Source organism: Pseudomonas coleopterorum (assembly GCF_900105555.1).
Lineage (GTDB): Bacteria > Pseudomonadota > Gammaproteobacteria > Pseudomonadales > Pseudomonadaceae > Aquipseudomonas > Aquipseudomonas coleopterorum.
Genome location: NZ_FNTZ01000001.1, coordinates 1,588,607 through 1,606,851, shown reverse-complemented (window position 1 = coordinate 1,606,851; position 18,245 = coordinate 1,588,607). Strand labels below are relative to the sequence as shown.

Below are 18,245 nucleotides of genomic sequence, written 5' to 3'. Positions count from 1 at the left end.
GACTTTCACTGCCTGGGGCCGAAATCGGCGCATGATAAAGGAAATCGGAACCCCCGGCATGTACCGGAAGTCCCTCACTGAAAGAACCTGATGATTCAGCCCGTGCCGTGCGGGCCCGAAAAGGAGCTGACAGATGCCTTCCCTCGATAGCCTGAAAACCCTCAACACCCTGGACGTTGCCGGCACGTCCTATCACTACTTCAGCCTGCCCGAAGCCGCCAAGAGCCTGGGCGATCTGCAACGACTGCCGATGTCGCTCAAGGTGCTGCTGGAAAACCTGCTGCGCTGGGAAGACGGCAAGACCGTCACCGGTGATGACCTGCGCGCCCTCGCCGACTGGCTGCATGAGCGCCGCTCCGACCGCGAGATTCAGTACCGCCCGGCGCGCGTACTGATGCAGGACTTCACCGGGGTGCCGGCCGTGGTCGATCTGGCTGCCATGCGCGCCGCAGTGGCCAAGGCCGGTGGCGATCCGCAGCGAATCAATCCGCTGTCGCCGGTGGACCTGGTGATCGACCACTCGGTGATGGTCGACCGCTATGCCAGCGAACAGGCGTTCGAGGAAAACGTCGACATCGAAATGCAGCGCAACGGTGAGCGCTATGCGTTCCTGCGCTGGGGCCAGAGCGCGTTCGACAACTTCAGCGTGGTGCCACCGGGTACCGGCATCTGCCACCAGGTCAACCTGGAGTACCTGGGCCGCACGGTCTGGACCAAGGAAGAGGACGGTCGCACCTACGCCTTCCCCGACACCCTGGTGGGGACCGACTCGCACACCACCATGATCAACGGCCTGGGCGTGCTGGGCTGGGGCGTCGGCGGCATCGAAGCCGAAGCGGCCATGCTCGGCCAGCCAGTGTCGATGCTGATCCCCGAAGTGATCGGCTTCAAGCTCACCGGCAAGCTCAAGGAAGGCATCACCGCCACCGACCTGGTGCTGACCGTGACGCAGATGCTGCGCAAGAAAGGCGTGGTCGGCAAGTTCGTCGAATTCTACGGTGACGGCCTGGCCGATCTGCCCCTGGCCGACCGCGCGACCATTGCCAACATGGCGCCGGAGTACGGTGCGACCTGTGGCTTCTTCCCGGTGGACGACGTGACCCTGGGCTATCTGCGCCTGTCCGGTCGGCCGGAAGCGACGGTGCAGTTGGTCGAGGCCTACTGCAAGGCCCAGGGCATGTGGCGCCTGCCCGGCCAGGAGCCAGTGTTCAGCGACACCCTGGCGCTGGACATGGGCGAGGTCGAGGCCAGCCTGGCGGGTCCCAAGCGTCCCCAGGACCGCGTGGCACTGCCCAAGGTCAGCGCAGCGTTCAACGATTTCATCGGCCTGCAGCTCAAGCCGACCAGCAAGGAAGAAGGCCGCCTGGAAAGCGAAGGTGGCGGTGGCGTGGCCGTCGGCAATGCCGACCAGACCGAGGGCACCCCCTACACTTGGCGTGGCCAGACGCACAATCTGCAACACGGGGCGGTGGTCATCGCCGCCATTACCTCGTGCACCAACACCTCCAACCCCAGCGTGATGATGGCTGCCGGGCTGGTGGCCAAGAAAGCGGTCGAAAAAGGCCTGACCACCAAGCCTTGGGTCAAGACGTCGCTGGCTCCGGGCTCCAAGGTGGTGACCGACTACTACAAGGCAGCCGGCCTGACCCAATACCTGGACACCTTGGGCTTCGATCTGGTGGGTTACGGCTGCACCACCTGCATCGGCAACTCGGGGCCGCTGGACGAGCCCATCGAGCAGGCCATCCAGAGCGCCGATCTGACCGTCGCTTCGGTGCTCTCGGGCAACCGCAACTTCGAGGGCCGGGTGCATCCGCTGGTGAAGACCAACTGGCTGGCTTCGCCGCCACTGGTGGTGGCCTATGCTCTGGCCGGCAGTGTGCGCACCGACATCAGCAGCGAACCGCTGGGCACCGGCACCGATGGTCAGCCGGTCTACCTGCGCGACATCTGGCCGACTCAGCAGGAGATCGCCGACGCCGTGGCCAAGGTCGATACGGCCATGTTCCACAAGGAGTACGCCGAAGTCTTCGCTGGTGATGCACAGTGGCAGGCCATCGAGGTGTCACAAGAGCCCACCTATGTATGGCAGGCGGATTCGACCTACATCCAGCACCCGCCTTTCTTCGAGGACATTGCCGGTCCGGCCCCGGTCATCGCCGACGTGAAGGACGCCCGCATTCTGGCATTGCTGGGGGATTCGGTGACCACTGACCACATCTCCCCCGCCGGCAACATCAAGGCCGACAGTCCCGCTGGACGTTACCTGCGCGAAAAGGGCGTGGAACCGCGAGACTTCAACTCCTATGGCTCGCGCCGTGGCAACCATGAAGTGATGATGCGCGGCACGTTCGCCAACATCCGTATCCGCAACGAAATGCTCGGGGGAGAAGAAGGCGGCAATACCCTGTTCATTCCGACGGGCGAAAAACTGCCGATCTACGATGCAGCAATGCGCTACCAGGCAGCGGGAACACCGCTGGTGGTCATTGCCGGTCAGGAGTACGGGACCGGTTCCAGCCGCGACTGGGCGGCCAAGGGGACCAACCTGCTCGGCGTCAAGGCCGTGGTGGCCGAGAGCTTCGAGCGCATCCACCGCTCCAACCTGGTCGGCATGGGTGTGCTGCCGCTGCAATTCACCAACGGCCAGAGCCGCAAGAGCCTGGGGCTGACCGGGCAGGAGACGCTGGATATCGTTGGTTTGACGGGGGCGCATCTGCAGCCCCACATGCGTCTGGACCTGCTCATCCGTCGCGAAGGTGGCCAGGAAGAAACCGTGGAGCTGCTGTGCCGGATCGACACACTCAATGAGGTGGAGTATTTCCGCTCCGGTGGGATCCTGCATTATGTGCTGCGTCAGTTGATTGGTAATCCGGTGGTGTGATTGAGCCACGCCTGGCTTGTACGTGGTGAATTTGCGACACCGTGTGTAACGCCGACGCGGCTTGCGCCGCTGCTACAGGGATCTCAAGTTTCTGTAGCAGCGGCGCGAGCCGCGTCCGGGTCCTTCTACTTGATTGAAACATTCGGTTTCAAATAAACGCGCCTCATATTCATTTGGTTCTTGTTCTCATTCTTGTTTATCCAGTGCAATAGCGGCCTTCCAAATCGGTGGCCACCTGTTCGCTGGAACCGCAGCCTGCCCAGCTGTCGGTGTCGTGAATCGAGAACGTTTTCCCATGTCCAAGAAATCCCGCTCGAAAATCTGGTTTCTGGTGCACAGCTGGTTGGCCCTGCCGATCTGGTTCTTCGTGCTGATCGTGTGCGTCACCGGTACGCTGGCGGTGGTCAGCACCGAAATCATGTGGCTGATCAATCCGGAAATGCGCGCCAACAAGCCGTCCGATGACGCCCAGCCGTTGAACTATGACCAGTTGATGAGCGCCATCCAGCGCGATCATCCCGAACTGCGCGTCAGCAACCTTACCCACCCGGACGGCGCCTATTTCGCGGTCAACGCCAGCGTGACCTACCCGGACGGCCGTTCACCCACGGTCTACGTGAACCCCTACACCGGCGCGCTGCAAGGCGTCAGTCCGGCATTCGATTTCCCGGCCTTCACCCGCGCCCTGCATGGCTGGTGGCTGGTGCCCTTCACCAACGGTTTCTCCTGGGGCTGGTACCTGGTGTCGTTCCTCGGGCTGCCGTTGCTGGTGTCGCTGATCACCGGGCTGGTGGTCTACAAGAAGTTCTGGAAGGGCTTCCTCAAGCCCACCCTGCGCCTGAACCAGGGCGCCCGGGTGTTCTGGGGCGATTTCCATCGCCTCAGCGGCATCTGGTCGATCTGGTTCATCGCCGTGATCGCGATCACCGGCGTGTGGTTCCTGATTCGCGCCATCCTCTACGATAACCAGATCAGCATCTCCAGTTATTCGCCGGTGACCTCGGTGATCGCGCGGGCCGACGTACCGCTGGTGGCCAATGGCACCCCGGCACCGATGATTCCGGTCGAACAGGCGATTGCCGTGGTCAAGCAGCAGGTGCCCGACCTGGATGCCAGCTACGTGTCCCTGCCGCTCAATGCCTACAGCCCGATGGAAGTCGGCGGCCGTAGCTGGTACCCGCTGATGTTCCAGACCGCCACCATCAACCCCTACACCGGGCAACTGATCAGCTCGCACCTGCTGGGCGACCGCAACACGCTGGAGTTCGTCACCGAATCCATGCGCCCGCTGCACACCGGTGACTTCGGGGGCCTGTGGATCAAACTCATCTGGGCCTTCTTCGGCCTGCTGCTGAGCATGATGGTGCTCAGCGGCCTGATGATCTGGAGCAAGCGCACGGCCCTGGCGACCGCTCAGGCGTTCAAGCGCAGCAACCGCCAGGAAGCCGCGCAGATGCCCATCGGCGACCTGCGTCCGATGGCCCATACCACCGCGGAGCGCAGCCTGTGAGCCGAGTCGTCACTGCCCCCTCGCCCTCGCCCTCGCCGCTGTCGCGTTTCTGGCGCAAGTGGCGCTTCCACATCAACGTGTTGCTGGTGCTGATTCCACTCGGGTTCATGCCGCACTACTTCGCCGAAAACGCCATGGATCGCGGTGACAGCGGCCTGGGCGAACGCACCGTCGGCGACATCGCCGTCGGGCCCTGGAGCCTGACCCTGGCCGAGCGCCGCATCGAAGGCCCGACCGCCGAAAGCGGTCAGGACATCAAGTACTTCACCGCTGCCCTGTGCAAGTCCTGCATCGATCAGGTCAAGGCCACCTACCTGCGCATCGGCAAGCCGCGCAGCCTGAGGGCTGCGGGCGTGATCTTCTTCGGCAGCGGCTATCGCATGTTCGCCGGCCTGCCGGTGCCGAGCAAAACCGAGACCGATGCGCAGCTGTGGATCACCATGGAAGGCTGGGACGGCTCCATGCATCAGACCTCCATTCCCTTGAGCCAGGCGTCGCCCGAAACGGTGGCTTGGCTGAAGAACCGCCAAGGAATCCAACCATGATCCGCGTTTCATTCACCCGCTGGCCCGCCCTCATACTCGGGCTGCTCGCCGCCGCCTGCAGCGGTGTTGCCCTGGCCCACAACCCCATGTGCGAATGCAAGCAGATCGACGACCAGCAGATTCGCTGCACAGGGGGGTTCTCCGATGGCAGCGGCGCGCCGGGGGTGACCCTGGACGTGGTCGGCTATGACGAAAGCATTCTGGTGCCCGGCAAGCTGGGCAGCGATTCGACGGTGACCTTCAAGCGTCCTGATGCCGAATTCTATGTGCTGTTCGATGCCGGTCCCGGCCATGTCGTGGAAATCGACCAAGCCGACATCCAAGCACCATGAGTACGCCGGTCACCCAGATCGTCCGCCCTGCCGGGGCGGGTCATGAAACCCTTTACGTCGGCCTGCTCTGCCTGTTCATCCTGCTGGCCGCAGCCGGCGTAGTGGCCTGGCACGGTGTCAGCCACGAGCCCATGGCGGTGCCGGCCCATCAGCTCGACGCACGGCGCGACCTGACGCCTGCCGAACAGGGCATCTACGCCGACTTGCGGGTGACCTTGGACGAGGTGCGCCTGCTCGCCGAGGAACAGCCCGAACCGGTGACGCCTGCGCAGTTGGCCAGCGAAGGCTTCGCACCCTTCGCCCAGGACGCCAGCTCGGTCAGCCGGGGTAGTCATGCGTGGGAAATGGTTCAGAGCTCCTATGTGGGCCTGAGCCAGGCGCCCGCGGTGGCCGGTTCGTTCCTGCTGCGGGTGAACGGGCCCGACGCGGATGTCTGGATCAATCGCGCTTCTTCAGCCAGCACACCTTCGCAGATGGATGACAAGACGCTCGCCGCCGCCGGCTGGCAACAGGTGATCGCCCAGTTCGACACCGGTGTCACCCGCCAGCACCGCCATTGAATACGCCCTCTTCCCCAGGATTCTCCATGCCCCGATCTATCGCCCGCCGTCCGTTGCTGCGACTCCTGTCCGTCGCAGTCCTGGGTACCCTGCTCAACAGCACCGCCTGGGCCGCCGACGGCAAACCGCTGCGCATCGGCATCACCCTGCACCCCTACTACAGTTATGTGGCGAACATCGTCGGCGACAAGGCCGAGGTGGTGCCGTTGATCCCGGCCGGGTTCAACCCCCATGCGTACGAGCCACGGGCCGAGGACATCAAGCGCATCGGCAGCCTGGACGTGGTGGTGCTCAATGGCGTCGGCCATGACGACTTCGCCGACCGCATGATCGAAGCCAGCGAAAAGCCTGACATCGCCGTGATCGAGGCCAATGCCGACGTGCCACTGCTGGCCGCCACCGGGACCATGGCCCGCGGCGCCGGCAAGGTGGTCAACCCGCACACCTTTCTGTCCATCAGCGCGTCCATTGCTCAGGTCAACAACATTGCCCGCGAACTGGGCAAGCTCGATCCGGACAACGCCAGGTTCTATACCGCCAATGCACGTGCCTACGGCAAGCGCCTGCGCACGCTGCGTGCCGATGCCCTGGCCAAGCTGACCCAGGCACCCAACGCCGAGCTGCGGGTCGCCACGGTGCACGCGGCCTATGACTACCTGTTGCGCGAGTTCGGTCTGGAAGTCACTGCCGTGGTCGAGCCGGCCCATGGCATCGAACCCAGCCCCAGCCAGTTGAAGAAGACCATCGACCAGTTGCGGGCACTGGACGTCAAGGTGATCTTCTCGGAGATGGATTTCCCCTCGACCTACGTCGAAACCATCCAGCGCGAATCGGGCGTCAAGATGTACCCGCTCTCGCACATTTCCTATGGCCAATACAGCGCCGACAAGTACGAGAAGGAAATGGGCGGCAACCTCGACACCGTGGTACGGGCGATTCAGGAGGCCGGCGCATGACCGCAGCCGAACCCTTCGCTCTGGCTCGCTGCGGGCCTGCCATCGATTTCGATCAGGTCGGCCTGGTGCTGGGCCGTACGCAGATTCTCGACGATGTCAGCTTCCGCGTGGCCAGCGGCAGCGTGCATGCGCTGGTCGGGCCCAACGGCGGTGGCAAGAGCTCGTTGATCAAGACCCTACTGGGGCAGATGCCCCACCGCGGGCAACTCAGCCTGCAATGGCCTGGCAGTGCCGGCGTGATCGGCTACGTGCCGCAGGCGCTGGAATTCGACCGCGGCCTGCCGATGACGGTCGACGACTTCATGGCCGCCATGTGCCAGCGTCGCCCGGCGTTTCTCGGCCTCTCCCGGCACTATGCCGGCGCCATTGGCGAAGCGCTTGAACGCGTGGGCATGCAGGACAAGCGCAAACGGCGCATGGGCGCGCTGTCCGGCGGTGAACGCCAGCGCGTGCTGCTGGCGCAGGGCCTGATCCCGGCGCCGCAGTTGCTGATTCTCGACGAGCCCATGTCTGCCCTCGACGAGGCGGGTATCCAGGTGTTCGAGCGTCTGCTGCTGGACTGGCAGCAGGCTGGGATTACTGTGATGTGGATCGAGCATGACCTGGAAGCCGTCAAGCGTCTGGCCGACCGGGTCACCGGACTCAACCGCCGCGTGCTGTTCGACGCCACACCGGCCGAGGCACTCACGCCGGACCGACTGCTGACGCTGTTCTCCACCCATCCCCGCGCCGGAGGCCTCGCCTGATGGACTACGAACAGTTTCGTCTGGCCATCCAGGGCCTGGCCTCGGACGGTTACCTGCCCGCTGCGCTGGCCTACGGGTTCGTGGTCAACGCCTTGATCGCCGGCCTGCTGATCGGTCCGGTCCTGGGCGGCCTGGGCACCCTGGTGGTGGTCAAGCGCTTCGCGTTCTTCTCCGAAGCGGTGGGCCATGCCGCACTGACGGGCGTGGCCATCGGCATCCTGCTCGGCGAACCCTACACCGGCCCTTACGGCAGCCTGTTCGGCTACTGCCTGTTGTTCGGCATCGTGCTCAACTACCTGCGCAACCGCACCGGCCTGGCGCCGGATACCCTGATCGGTGTATTCCTCTCGGTATCCCTGGCCCTGGGCGCCAGCCTGCTGCTGACCCTGGCCGGCAAGATCAACGTGCACATTCTCGAGAACGTGCTGTTCGGTTCGGTGCTGACGGTGAACGGCAACGACCTGCTGGTACTCGCCGTGGTCGGCGCGCTGGTGCTGAGCCTGAGCCTGCCGCTGTACAACCGCATCATGCTGGCCAGCTTCAACCCGCAACTGGCCGCCGTACGCGGCGTGGCAGTGAAAGCGCTGGATTACCTGTTCGTGATTCTGGTGACCCTGATCACCGTGGCGGCGGTCAAGGTCATCGGCGCGATCCTGGTCGGTGCGCTGCTGGTGATACCGGCAGCGGCGGCACGGCTCTTGAGCCAATCGCTGAAGGGGTTCTTCTGGATCTCGGTGCTCATCGCCACGCTCAGCACGCTGTGCGGGATCCTGCTGCCGATCCTCTTCGATCTGCCGGTACCCTCCGGCGCCGCCATCATTCTGGTCGCAGGTGTGGCCTTCGCCCTCGCCGCCATCGCCCGCGGCACCTTGCCCAGCCTCAGAGGGAACATCGGATAAATGTCTATTCTGCGCAAATTGACAGCGGCCCTGACCCTGTGTGTGGTGCTCGCCCCCGCCGCCTTCGCCGCCGAGCCCGTGAAAGTCCTCGCCAGCCTGCCGATCACCTACGGCCTGGGCCAGTTGCTGCTCAAGGACAGCGGTGTGCAGCTGCAGCGTGCAGCCGCGGCCAACCTGCCCGGCTCCCGGCAGAATGCCTATTTCACCGGCCGCGGTGCAGAAGCCCTGGCCGGCCTGGCCAGCTCCGCCGATGCGGTGATCGGACTGCGCTCGCTGTGGCCCGACGATTCGCTGTACCCGCTGGCACGCCGCAGTAACATTCGCATCGTCGAGATCGACGCGGCGCGCCCGGTGGACGGGGTACTGCCCGGTATCGCCGTCCAGCCCGGCGTCAGTGGCCTGAACAGCCAGCCCTGGCTGTCGAGCAACAACATGGGGCGCATGGCCGATGTCATGGCTGCCGACCTGGTGCGTCTGGCACCTGCCGCCAAGCCGCGGATCGATGCCAATCTGGCCGCGCTCAAGCAGCAACTGCTCAAGCTCAGCGCCGACAGCGAAGCCCGCCTGGCCAAGGTCGACAATGTCAGCGTGATCAGCCTCAGCGACCGCTTCGCCTACCTGACCGCTGGCCTCAACCTGGACACGGTCGCCACCCAGGCGCTCACCGACGAGCAATGGGATGCCGCGCAACTGGAGAACCTGAGCACGACGCTCAAGGACAACGACGTCGCCCTGGTCATCGACCATCGGCAACCCCCCGAAGCGGTCAAGGCGGCCATCACCGCCGCAGGCGGCAAACTGCTGGTACTGGCCGAGGAAAGCGGTGACCCGATCGCCGACCTGCAGGCGCACATGAACGCCGTCATCCAAGCATTGTGAGCCCGTTTTTTTCGCGCAACACCCATAGCGCGCACGGAATGAGCGAACGCCTGGTCTGGTTGAGCCTGCTGGCCTTGGGGTATGGCCTGGCGTCGTGGCATGGCAGTTTGCACCTGCCAGCCGTCGCAGCTATCTCCCTGTTATTACTTGCAGGCTTGGCCACACGTCTTCCACGGTTGCGCATTGCCGCACATGCCCTGTTCATGGCGCTGGCACTGGCTCTGGGCGCGCACTGGCTGCCCGGGTTCGACAACGCCAGAGTGCTCGATGCCGTCTTTCTTGACCCTGAAGCATCGGCTTTCACCATGCACTTGAACATGGACAAGCCGCTGATCGGCTTCTGGCTGCTGCTCGCGTGCCCGTGGACGCTAAAGAGTGGCTGCGGATCATTGCCTAAAGTCGCGGCCTTGGTGCTGATAACGCCTGTGATCGTTTTGGGCAGTGGTTGGGCACTCGATGCCGTTGCGTGGGTGCCCAAATGGCCAGCCGTTTTTTGGGTGTGGGCTGCCAATAATCTGCTCCTGGTGTGCATCGTCGAAGAGCTTTTCTTTCGCGGCTATCTGCAGCAGGGTTTGAGCCACTTGCTGGCGCACCGCGATGCCGCTGCAACGGTCTCGCTGCTCGTGCCTACCGCGCTGTTCGGTCTGTCCCACGTCGGCGCCGGGTGGCAGTGGGCATTGCTGGCATCGATTGCCGGACTTGGCTACGGGCTGTGCTATCGGGCCGGAGGCCTGCTGGCGGCAGTGCTGGCCCATTTCTCGGTCAACCTTTTGCACTTCCTGCTGTTCAGCTATCCCCGGCTACACACCGGCTGAAATCTGACTCAACCTTTTTCCGATCTGGCCGAGAACCTGTCAAAGCCCCACGGAATGAATGGACACTCATGCGTAACAATCAGCCTATCACTCAGCGCGAACGGACTTTCCCTGCTCAACAGCGCCTGATTTCTACGACCGACACCCAAGGAATGATCACCTACTGCAACGACGCGTTCGTGGAGATCAGCGGGTTCACCCGAGACCAACTGATTCGCGCGCCGCACAACACCGTGCGCCATCCGGACGTCCCGCCGGCGGTCTTCGAGCACATGTGGGCGACCCTGCGCCAGGGTCTGCCGTGGATGGGTATCGTCAAGAACCGTTGCGAGAACGGCGACTACTACTGGGTCAATGCCTACGTCACCCCGGTGCTGGAAAACAAGCAGGTGGTGGGGTACGAATCGGTTCGGGTCAAGCCGACCGCCGAGCAGATACGCCGGGCCCAGGCGCTCTATGAACGGTTGAACAAAGGCAAATCCGCAGTACCCGGCCGCGATCGCTGGATGCCGGTGGTACAGGATTGGCTGCCGTTCATTCTGGTCAGCCAGATCAGCTTCATGATCGGCGCCTGGCTCAATACGTCGTGGGGCTTCGCCCTGGCGGCAGGCCTGTCGATTCCCTTGGGCCTGATCGGCCTGAGCTGGCAGCAGCGCGGCATCAAGCGCCTGCTCAAGCTGGCGGACCAGACCACGTCCGACCCGCTCATCGCGCAGATGTACACCGACAGCCGCGGCGCCCAGGCGCGTCTGGAAATGGCCATCCTCAGTCAGGAAGCGCGCCTCAAGACCTGCCTGACCCGTCTACAGGACACCGCCGAACACCTGACCGGTCAGGCCCGACAGTCGGACGCCCTGGCTCACCAGAGCTCCCAAGGCCTGGACCGTCAGCGCCTGGAAACCGAACAGGTCGCCGCGGCGGTGAACCAGATGGCAGCCACCACCCAAGAGGTCGCCAGCCATGTACAGCGCACCGCCGACGCCACTCAGGAAGCCAATCGCCTGACCAGTCGCGGCCGCGACATCGCTGGTGAAACCCGCGAGGCGATTCAGCGGCTGTCGGTGGTGGTGGGCGAAACCGGGCAGACCGTGACGCAGCTGGCCAAGGACAGCGACGAGATCGGCGGCGTGGTGGATGTGATCAAGGGCATCGCCGACCAGACCAACCTCTTGGCGCTCAACGCGGCCATCGAGGCGGCGCGGGCTGGCGAAATGGGTCGCGGCTTTGCCGTGGTCGCCGATGAAGTCCGCCAACTGGCGCAACGCACCAGCGAATCGACCGGGCAGATCCACGGGCTGATTGCCAAGCTGCAGCAGACCGCCAACAACGCCGTACAGACCATGGATGCCGGTCACCGTCAGGCCGAAGATGGCGTGGCCCGGGTCCTGGAGGCCGACCGCGCGTTGATCGGCATCAGCGAGGCGGTGGCCAACATCACCGACATGACCACCCAGATCGCCGCAGCCACCGAAGAGCAAAGCGCGGTGGCCGAAGAGATCAGTCGCAACATCACCACCATCTCGCACCTGGCCGATGAAACCAGCGAGCAGGCGCAGAACTCGGCATTGCTCAGCGAAGAGTTGACCAAGACCGCCAACAGCCAGTACTCGCTGGTGGAGCGCTTCAACCGCTGATCGGCCTCTGGATGCGCGGCGCCGCCTCCACGGCAGCGCGCGCGTCCAGCCTGCAGATCAGGACAGAAAAGCCACGATCCGGTCGGCAGCGGTCTGCAGATGCTGGTCGTGGCTGAACCCCGAGGCCTTCAACGGCTTCAGATCGTGGTCGGCCGCGCTCAGCCAGTACATTTCGATCTCTTCCGACAGTTCATAGCCCGCCACCGTCTCGCAGTTGCCCAGTGCATCGCGCTCGCCCTGAATGATCAGGGTCGGCGTGCGCAGCTTGGCCAGGTGCTCGACACGTGGTTTCTCCGGTTTGCCCGCCGGGTAGAACGGATACCCCAGGCACACCAGCGCATCGGCGCCCAATTCGTCGGCCAGCAAGCTGGCCATGCGCCCGCCCATGGACTTGCCGCCCACCGCCAGGGTTCCGGTCACCAGGGGACGCACCAGGGCGTAGGCCTGTCGCCAGCTCTCCAGCAGGCTCGCCTGCGGGCTGGGCGGACGTTTGCTGCCGCCACTACGGCGCTGGGCCATGTAGGGAAACTCGAAGCGCACCACGCTGACACCGGTGGCCGCCAGACGCTCGGCCATGGCGTTCATGAACGGGCTGTCCATGGGCGCTCCGGCACCGTGCGCCAGGATCAGGCAAGGCGCCTGGGCGCCGGTCTGGGCGGGATTCCACAGCCAGCCGTTGTCTTGCATGCGTTGGGTCCACTGGTCTTCGCTCATTATCTTTCCGTCGACGTTTGGCACTATTGGCGATTTACGGACTCTGAGGCAAAACGCGGCGCAGGAACAGTGCCCGATGCAGGATGGCGCTACACTAGGCCGTCGTGTGCAGTGCCATCATCCAGGCACGCCTTCCCAACCTTTTTCGCCAAGGATAGCGATTCATGAACTTCGACTGGCACAGCGCGCCTATCACTCGTTACACCCCGTTGGACCGAGGCTATCGCAACACGCAAAACGTGCGGCGCTTCCTCACCGAGGCCTGTGGCCCCAGCTTTCATTTCGACCGCGCCTTCATGGCCTGGCTCAAGAGCGGCGAGGCCAAGACCATGGGCCAGGTTGCAGATCACTGGAAGCTGATGCATCGGCGCTGACGCATGAAGCGGTGGCCGGGTGGCAAAACGCTGCTTTAATGAGTGCAACCCTCACCGCCCAGTGTCCTGCGACAGGAGTACCCGATGGATCGCCTCAGTGCCAAAGACTTCTCCCCCGAACTGCTCGAGCTGTACGACTTCTACGCTCACGGCAAGATCAACCGCCGCGAGTTTCTCGACCGCGCCGCGCTGTTCACTTTCGGCGGGCTGACCGCGGGCGCATTGCTGGCCAGCCTGAGCCCCAACTACGCGCTGGCCCAGCAGGTGGAATTCACCGACCCGCAGATCATTGCCGAGTACGTCACCTACCCGTCGCCGAACGGTCACGGCCAGGTGCGTGGCTATCTGGTGCGGCCGGCCCAGGCGACCGGCAAGGTCCCCGGCGTGGTGGTGGTGCACGAAAACCGTGGCCTGAACCCCTATATCGAAGACGTCGCGCGACGGGTCGCCAAGGCTGGCTATATGGCGCTGGCGCCCGACGGGCTGACCTCGGTCGGCGGCTACCCCGGCAACGACGACAAGGGCCGAGCCTTGCAGGAGAAAGTCGACCCGACCAAGTTGATGAACGACTTCTTCGCCGCAATTCCATGGCTGATGCAGCATGAGGGCAGCACCGGCAAGGTCGGCATGACCGGCTTCTGCTATGGCGGTGGCGTCTCCAATGCCGCAGCGGTGGCCTATCCGGAGCTCGCCTGCGCGGTGCCCTTCTATGGTCGCCAGGCCGATGCCAAGGATGTGCCGAAGATCAAGGCCCCCCTGCTCCTGCATTTCGGCGAGCTGGACACACGCATCAACGAGGGCTGGCCGGCCTACGAGGCGGCGCTCAAGGCGGCGGGCAAGACCTACGAGGCGTACATCTACCCCGGCGCCAACCATGGCTTTCACAACGATTCCACCCCTCGCTACGATAAGGCCGCAGCCGACCTGGCCTGGGAGCGTACTCTGGGCTGGTTCGAAAAGTACCTGAGCTGACGTAGAATGCCGGCCCTTTGCAGCCGTGATTTGAACCATGAACGCCGACGCCGTCGCCACCTTGCACCAACACCTGCTTCAGGCCCTCACTCAGCCACCGCTGGAAACCCGCCGGCTGTTTCACGGCCGCGGGCGGCGCTGGCCAGGGCTTGAGCAACTGACGGTCGATTGGCTGCAGGGCATCGTGCTGGTGTCGCTGTTCAAGGAGCCGCCGGCCGAGCAACTGACCGCCTTGCAACATCTGTTGACCCAACTCGGCGACTCGCCGGAGTGGGCCAGCAGCGGCGCGCGCAGCCTTGCCCTGCAACACCGCTATCTACCCAGCAGCGACGTGCAATGGCTGGTCGGCGAGGCGCAAGAGCAGGCGATCCTGACCGAAAACGGTCTGCAGTACCGTATCGACCTGGGGCGCAAACAGAACAACGGGCTGTTTCTGGACATGCGCTACGGCCGCGACTGGGTACGGGAAAATGCCCAGGGCCGACGGGTGCTCAACCTGTTCGCCTACACCTGTGGGTTCTCCGTGGCCGCGATCGCCGGTGGCGCCGTCCATGTGGTGAACCTGGACATGTCGCGCCCCGCCCTGAGCCGGGGACGTGAGAACCATCACCTCAATGGTCACGACCTGGGCAAGGTCAGTTTCCTGGGGCACGATCTGTTCAAGTCCTGGGCGCGAGTCTGCAGGGACGGTCCATACGACATGGTCATCATCGACCCGCCGTCGTTCCAGAAAGGCAGCTTTCTGCTGACCAAGGATTACCAGCGGGTGCTGCGTCGCCTGCCGGAACTGCTCAGCGAGTCGGGTGTGGTACTGGCCTGCATGAACGATCCGGCGCTGGGTCCGGAGTTTCTCGTCGAGGAATTGCGTCGCGAGGCGCCGAGTCTGCGTCTGGAGCGACGTCTGGACAATCCGCCGGAGTTTGCCGATATCGATCCGGCCAGCGGCCTCAAGGCGCTGGTGTTCGTGCAGGGTTGAATGAGTATGGCGAAGGGAGGATCAGCGTGGGCCTAACATACCGTACGGCGACTGACCATCTTAAATATTGAACGCTTTTGCGTGCCTGGCGAACCAAGTAAAAGAGAGCCACCGGGAGGTGAGAGTCCCGGCGGCTCGGGTGACACATCGAATGAAACCCTTGAGAGGTATCCGCCATGTCAGCGCAGGAATATAACACCATCCGCCACACCCCTGTCAGTGCATTGGGCTCGATCCCGGCCAGTCAGTTGATCGCTTTTGTCGAAGCCTGCCGTCCGCTGGTGCGCGACGCGATCCTGAATGCCAGATTGACCCGATGAGCCTGCTGGTAGTGTGCAGCCCCGCCATGGCGGGGCTTTTTAATGTCTGCAGAACCAGTTTCAAGGCTGACGCTGGGTGATCAGGGTGCGCACCCGCTCGCTCAACGCTTCCAGCGCGAACGGCTTGGTCAGCACCTCGGTGCACGGTTGCAGATGGCATTGGTCCAGGGTCAGGTTCTGCGCATAGCCGGTGATGTACAACACAGGCAGTCCAGGTCGAGTCACCCGCCCCAGTTCCGCCATCTGCCGGCCATTCAGGCCGCCCGGCAGGCCCACGTCCGTCACCAGCAGATCGATGCGCACCGTCGACTGCAGCAGGTCGCGTCCCTGAGCGCTGTCTGCGGCCTGCAGGACCACATAGCCCAGACTTTCCAGCAACTCGGCCACGGCATCGCGTACCGATGCCTCGTCGTCGACCACCAGCACCGTCTCGCCGGCACCCCCCGTGTCGATGGGCGCATGACCCGCATCGACGGGGGCGACATCCATGCCGGCACAATGCCTGGGCAGGTACAGGCTGACCGTAGTGCCGTGACCCGGCCGCGACTGGATCTTCACCAGTCCGCCGGATTGCCGGGCGAAGCCGTAGATCATGGACAAGCCAAGGCCGGTGCCCTCGCCGACCGGCTTGGTGGTGAAGAACGGCTCGAACACCTTGGCCATCACTTCGTCGGTCATCCCCGAGCCGTTGTCGGTGACGTGTAGCGCCAGGTACTCGCCCGCCTGCACCTCGTGATTGTATTCGTCACTGTAGGGCAACCACTGGTTCGCGGTTTCGATGGTGATGCGGCCACCCGCAGGCATGGCGTCGCGAGCGTTGATGCACAGGTTGAGCAAGGCGTTTTCCAACTGCGTCGGATCAATCAGGGCGGTCCATAACGCGGAGGTATCGCGCACACTCACTTCGATGGCTGGTCCGACCGAACGCCGCACCAGTTCTTCCAGGCCACGAATCAGCGCGTTGACGTCGGTCGGTACCGGCGCCAGGGTCTGGCGACGGGAGAACGCCAGGAGGCGATGGGTCAGCGACGCGGCACGCTTGACCGCGCCTTGGGCCACGTTAAGGTAGCGTTCCAGATCATCGATACGCCCCTGCTTGAGGCGCATGTGCATCAACTCCAGGCTTCCGGACAGGCCCGCCAGCAGGTTGTTGAAGTCGTGGGCGATGCCGCCGGTCAATTGCCCCACGGCCTCCATCTTCTGCGCCTGATGCAGCGCCGCCTCGGCCTTTTCCCGTTCGGCGATGGCGATGCGCACGCGCTCTTCGAGGGTCTGGTTCAGCTCCATGACGGCAGCCTCGGCCTTCTTGCGTGCCGTGACGTCGATGGACGAGCCGATCAAGCCGATGACTTCGCCGTCCTCGTCCACCAGGGGTGTCTTGAGCGACAGCCAGGTCGCCGCCGTGCCGTCGGGAAGGCGGACTTCTTCTTCCACTTCCTGGGTGTGGCGACCTTCCATGATGCGCCGGTCGGTCTCCATGATCACCCTGGCCTGGACCTTGTCTTCCAGAAACTCCAGGTCGGTGCAGCCGATGTACTGCTCGGGCGGTTTGCCGATGAGTTCGCTGGTGCCGCGGTTGGCCACCAGCATCCGCCCCTGGCGATCCTTGGCGTAGACCACCCCCGGCACGGCGGCGGTGAAGGTGCGCAGCAGGTGGGTCATGCGATCGCGTTCGGCCTCGGCGGCGCGGCGCTTCTGAATGTCCAGCAGAACACCGGGAAAGCGCTGCGGCCGGCCGGCTGCGTCGAATTCCACATGGCCGTTGGCTTCGATCCAGCGGTAGCTCCCATCGCTTTGCAGCACTCGGTACTCGCAGCGGTAATGACCGCCGTTGCCGAGCGTCTCGAACACGGCCGCCTCGACCCGGGGCCGATCCTGCGGGTGAACGCTGGCCATGGCCTCTTCCAGTGGCAGGCCCTGTGCGCAGACCTTGGCGGACAGGCCGAAGGTACGAGCGAAGCGGTCGTCGGCACTGAAGTGGTCGGCTACGACATCCCACACCCAGGTGCCCACGATCGCCCCGGTGTCGAGGGCCAACTGCAAGCGCTCGGCCGTATCGGGAGCGTTCGGCTCGTCAGGCGCGCAGGGATCGCGAGGGTGTTCGGGAGGCTGGGTCGGCATATCGGCTCACAGCGGAACGCAGGGTGCGCTGATGGTGACCTCGACGTAGGGGTAATACAAGCCTGCGCAACGCAAAATCCCTGTAGCAGCGGCGCGAGCCGCGTCCGGCTGCGCCGCGGGGTATCAGACAGATCACCTTTTCCGCCGACGCGGCTTGCACCGCTGCTACAGTCCCCTCGCACCCACCGCCCACAACACAACCCCTGTAGCAGCGGCGCGAGCCGCGTCCGGCTGCGCCGCGGAGTGTCAGGTACGCCGCCTGAGCAGATAACTGTCCATGATCCACCCATGCCGACGCCGCGCCTCCTGCCGCGCCTGAACGATGGTGTCGGCCATGTCATCGAGCCGTCCGCTCAGCAGCACTTCATCCACTGTCCCCACATAAGCGCCCCAATAGATATCCAGGTCCTCCCCAAGCAAGGCCAGGAAGCCGTCCTGCGCATCGAGCATCACCACCACCGTATCGACCCCATCCGGCATCCCCGCCGCCAGACGCCGCCCCGTGGTGATCTGCACCGCGCCGGCAATGCTGTTGAGGGTGATCCGGTGCGCCGCCGTCAGCGCCTGAACGCTGGTCACGCCGGGAAACACTTTATAGTCCAGCGCCCGCACCCCGTCGGCAGCAATCGCCTCGACGATGCGCAGCGTACTGTCGTACAGCGACGGATCGCCCCACACCAGCACCCCAGCGCACTCGCCATCGGCCACTTCGTAGTCCAGCAGTTGCTCGAAGACCGCACGCTTGCGCGTGTTCAGAACATCCACCGACGCCCGATAATCCGAGTCGGCCGGACGCTCGGGCTGAAGCACCTCGACCACTCGATGCGCGCCAGGCGCTGTGTGACGTTCCAGAATGTCGCGACGCAGGGCATTGAGCTTGCCCTTGTGCTCGCCCTTTTCCAACAGGAAGAACACATCGACCCGTGCCAGCGCACGGGCGGCCTGGACGGTAATGTGTTCGGGATGACCGGCACCGATGCCGATGATGAGGAGTGTTTTCACAGCAGC

18 protein-coding genes are annotated in these 18,245 nt (G+C 64.2%); 15 read left to right on the top strand and 3 right to left on the bottom strand.

The genetic code is table 11. The annotated features are described in order from the left end of the window. Positions 1–133: 133 nt before the first annotated feature. The 11 genes from acnA to BLV18_RS07080 all read left to right on the top strand — a co-directional run bounded on the left by acnA (position 134) and on the right by BLV18_RS07080 (position 11,760). The gene (gene acnA, locus BLV18_RS07130; protein ID WP_090357308.1) at positions 134–2,884 is read left to right on the top strand and encodes an aconitate hydratase AcnA; all 2,751 of its coding nucleotides are present in this window, start codon (positions 134–136) and stop codon (positions 2,882–2,884) included. A gap of 295 nt (positions 2,885–3,179) precedes the next feature. Further along, positions 3,180–4,394 carry a PepSY-associated TM helix domain-containing protein gene (locus BLV18_RS07125; RefSeq protein WP_090357307.1) on the top strand — a complete coding sequence of 405 codons (1,215 nt, stop codon included), beginning with the start codon at positions 3,180–3,182 and terminating at the stop codon, positions 4,392–4,394. Next, positions 4,391–4,939, top strand: a complete 549-nt coding sequence (locus BLV18_RS07120) for a PA2404 family protein (protein WP_090357305.1) — start codon at positions 4,391–4,393, stop codon at positions 4,937–4,939. The genes BLV18_RS07125 and BLV18_RS07120 overlap by 4 nt, the downstream gene beginning before the upstream one ends. Next, a complete protein-coding gene (locus tag BLV18_RS07115) occupies positions 4,936–5,271 on the top strand; it encodes a hypothetical protein (RefSeq protein ID WP_090357302.1) in 336 nt (111 codons plus the stop codon). Before BLV18_RS07120 ends, BLV18_RS07115 begins: the two co-directional genes overlap by 4 nt. Then, positions 5,268–5,831: a DUF6162 family protein gene (locus tag BLV18_RS07110; RefSeq protein ID WP_090357300.1), complete on the top strand. Its 564-nt coding sequence runs from the start codon at positions 5,268–5,270 to the stop codon at positions 5,829–5,831. Before BLV18_RS07115 ends, BLV18_RS07110 begins: the two co-directional genes overlap by 4 nt. Before the next feature lie 26 nt (positions 5,832–5,857). Further along, the gene (locus BLV18_RS07105) at positions 5,858–6,787 is read left to right on the top strand and encodes a metal ABC transporter substrate-binding protein (RefSeq protein ID WP_049859092.1); all 930 of its coding nucleotides are present in this window, start codon (positions 5,858–5,860) and stop codon (positions 6,785–6,787) included. Beyond that, on the top strand, positions 6,784–7,533 hold the full coding sequence (locus tag BLV18_RS07100; protein ID WP_090357298.1) for a metal ABC transporter ATP-binding protein: 750 nt from the start codon (positions 6,784–6,786) through the stop codon (positions 7,531–7,533). Before BLV18_RS07105 ends, BLV18_RS07100 begins: the two co-directional genes overlap by 4 nt. Then, complete coding sequence (locus BLV18_RS07095; protein WP_090357296.1) at positions 7,533–8,432, top strand: metal ABC transporter permease; 900 nt, start codon at positions 7,533–7,535, stop codon at positions 8,430–8,432. Before BLV18_RS07100 ends, BLV18_RS07095 begins: the two co-directional genes overlap by 1 nt. Beyond that, a complete protein-coding gene (locus BLV18_RS07090) occupies positions 8,433–9,311 on the top strand; it encodes a metal ABC transporter substrate-binding protein (protein WP_090357294.1) in 879 nt (292 codons plus the stop codon). Positions 9,312–9,349: 38 nt separating this feature from the next. After that, entirely contained in the window at positions 9,350–10,126 is a 777-nt protein-coding gene (locus BLV18_RS07085) for a CPBP family intramembrane glutamic endopeptidase (protein WP_090357292.1), read from the top strand. Between the two features lie 68 nt (positions 10,127–10,194). Then, positions 10,195–11,760 (top strand): methyl-accepting chemotaxis protein, encoded by a 1,566-nt coding sequence (locus BLV18_RS07080; RefSeq protein WP_090357289.1) that lies wholly within the window; start codon positions 10,195–10,197, stop codon positions 11,758–11,760. Between the two features lie 57 nt (positions 11,761–11,817). Here BLV18_RS07080 and BLV18_RS07075 read toward each other — a convergent pair whose 3' ends face one another. Then, the gene (locus BLV18_RS07075) at positions 11,818–12,474 is read right to left on the bottom strand and encodes an alpha/beta family hydrolase (RefSeq protein WP_090357287.1); all 657 of its coding nucleotides are present in this window, start codon (positions 12,472–12,474) and stop codon (positions 11,818–11,820) included. A gap of 164 nt (positions 12,475–12,638) precedes the next feature. On the opposite strand from BLV18_RS07075, the gene BLV18_RS07070 reads away from it, so the two are divergent. From BLV18_RS07070 to BLV18_RS22315, 4 genes are all read left to right on the top strand, one after another. Next, entirely contained in the window at positions 12,639–12,848 is a 210-nt protein-coding gene (locus BLV18_RS07070; protein ID WP_043188013.1) for a DUF6434 domain-containing protein, read from the top strand. A gap of 84 nt (positions 12,849–12,932) precedes the next feature. Beyond that, positions 12,933–13,820, top strand: coding sequence for a YghX family hydrolase (gene yghX / locus BLV18_RS07065; RefSeq protein ID WP_090357285.1), 888 nt, complete (start codon positions 12,933–12,935; stop codon positions 13,818–13,820). 37 nt (positions 13,821–13,857) lie between these two features. Further along, on the top strand, positions 13,858–14,796 hold the full coding sequence (locus BLV18_RS07060; RefSeq protein WP_090357283.1) for a class I SAM-dependent methyltransferase: 939 nt from the start codon (positions 13,858–13,860) through the stop codon (positions 14,794–14,796). Positions 14,797–14,972: 176 nt separating this feature from the next. Further along, on the top strand, positions 14,973–15,116 hold the full coding sequence (locus tag BLV18_RS22315; RefSeq protein WP_156463138.1) for a hypothetical protein: 144 nt from the start codon (positions 14,973–14,975) through the stop codon (positions 15,114–15,116). Positions 15,117–15,176: 60 nt separating this feature from the next. Here BLV18_RS22315 and BLV18_RS07055 read toward each other — a convergent pair whose 3' ends face one another. Both BLV18_RS07055 and cobF read right to left on the bottom strand, forming a co-directional pair. Beyond that, the gene (locus BLV18_RS07055) at positions 15,177–17,237 is read right to left on the bottom strand and encodes a hybrid sensor histidine kinase/response regulator (RefSeq protein ID WP_090357281.1); all 2,061 of its coding nucleotides are present in this window, start codon (positions 17,235–17,237) and stop codon (positions 15,177–15,179) included. 246 nt (positions 17,238–17,483) lie between these two features. Next, complete coding sequence (gene cobF / locus BLV18_RS07050; protein ID WP_090357279.1) at positions 17,484–18,239, bottom strand: precorrin-6A synthase (deacetylating); 756 nt, start codon at positions 18,237–18,239, stop codon at positions 17,484–17,486. Between the last annotated feature and the right edge of the window lie 6 nt (positions 18,240–18,245).

Bases quoted from the DNA above. Each gene is read 5' to 3' on its own strand.
- BLV18_RS07095 (WP_090357296.1), top strand. From the start codon at position 7,533: ATGGACTACGAACAGTTTCGTCTGGCCATCCAGGGCCTGGCCTCGGAC.
- BLV18_RS22315 (WP_156463138.1), top strand. From the start codon at position 14,973: ATGTCAGCGCAGGAATATAACACCATCCGCCACACCCCTGTCAGTGCA.
- BLV18_RS07125 (WP_090357307.1), top strand. From the start codon at position 3,180: ATGTCCAAGAAATCCCGCTCGAAAATCTGGTTTCTGGTGCACAGCTGG.
- BLV18_RS07060 (WP_090357283.1), top strand. From the start codon at position 13,858: ATGAACGCCGACGCCGTCGCCACCTTGCACCAACACCTGCTTCAGGCC.
- BLV18_RS07070 (WP_043188013.1), top strand. From the start codon at position 12,639: ATGAACTTCGACTGGCACAGCGCGCCTATCACTCGTTACACCCCGTTG.
- BLV18_RS07115 (WP_090357302.1), top strand. From the start codon at position 4,936: ATGATCCGCGTTTCATTCACCCGCTGGCCCGCCCTCATACTCGGGCTG.
- BLV18_RS07090 (WP_090357294.1), top strand. From the start codon at position 8,433: ATGTCTATTCTGCGCAAATTGACAGCGGCCCTGACCCTGTGTGTGGTG.
- BLV18_RS07110 (WP_090357300.1), top strand. From the start codon at position 5,268: ATGAGTACGCCGGTCACCCAGATCGTCCGCCCTGCCGGGGCGGGTCAT.
- BLV18_RS07055 (WP_090357281.1), bottom strand. From the start codon at position 17,237: ATGCCGACCCAGCCTCCCGAACACCCTCGCGATCCCTGCGCGCCTGAC.
- BLV18_RS07100 (WP_090357298.1), top strand. From the start codon at position 6,784: ATGACCGCAGCCGAACCCTTCGCTCTGGCTCGCTGCGGGCCTGCCATC.
- yghX (WP_090357285.1), top strand. From the start codon at position 12,933: ATGGATCGCCTCAGTGCCAAAGACTTCTCCCCCGAACTGCTCGAGCTG.
- acnA (WP_090357308.1), top strand. From the start codon at position 134: ATGCCTTCCCTCGATAGCCTGAAAACCCTCAACACCCTGGACGTTGCC.
- BLV18_RS07075 (WP_090357287.1), bottom strand. From the start codon at position 12,474: ATGAGCGAAGACCAGTGGACCCAACGCATGCAAGACAACGGCTGGCTG.
- BLV18_RS07085 (WP_090357292.1), top strand. From the start codon at position 9,350: ATGAGCGAACGCCTGGTCTGGTTGAGCCTGCTGGCCTTGGGGTATGGC.
- BLV18_RS07105 (WP_049859092.1), top strand. From the start codon at position 5,858: ATGCCCCGATCTATCGCCCGCCGTCCGTTGCTGCGACTCCTGTCCGTC.
- BLV18_RS07080 (WP_090357289.1), top strand. From the start codon at position 10,195: ATGCGTAACAATCAGCCTATCACTCAGCGCGAACGGACTTTCCCTGCT.